1 protein-coding gene is annotated in these 414 nt (G+C 73.9%); it reads left to right on the forward strand.

The features are described from left to right. A partial coding sequence (locus tag G3I78_RS49375) for a KR domain-containing protein (protein WP_164437205.1) occupies positions 1–414 on the forward strand: 414 nt, incomplete at both ends.

Here is a 414-nt window from a genome sequence, read left to right on the forward strand (position 1 = left end):
GACGCCCTGACGCAGAAGCAGCTGGAGACCGTACTCACCGCGAAGGCCGAGTCCGCCTGGCAGCTGCACGAGCTGACCCGGGACCTCGACCTGACGGCGTTCGTCCTGCTCTCCTCCTCCGCCGGCATCACCTACGGCATGGGCCAGGCGAACTTCGCCGCGGCCAACAGCTACCTGGACGCCCTGGCCGCACACCGCCGGGAGCAGGGCCTGCCCGGCCTCTCCCTGGCCTACGGGCCCTGGGAGGCCGACGGCGAACCCGGCGAGGTGTACCGGGAGCGGATGGGCCGGATCGGCATGCCGGCGCTCACCGTCGCGGAGGGCCTGGCCCTGTTCGACGAGGCGCTCGGCGGCCGGGACGCCCTGCTGGTCCCGTTCCTGCTCGACCAGGGGGCCCTGCGCTCGCGCGCCGAC

Origin of the sequence: Streptomyces sp. SID13726, assembly GCF_010548375.1 — a bacterium.
Taxonomy (GTDB): Bacteria; Actinomycetota; Actinomycetes; order Streptomycetales; family Streptomycetaceae; genus Streptomyces.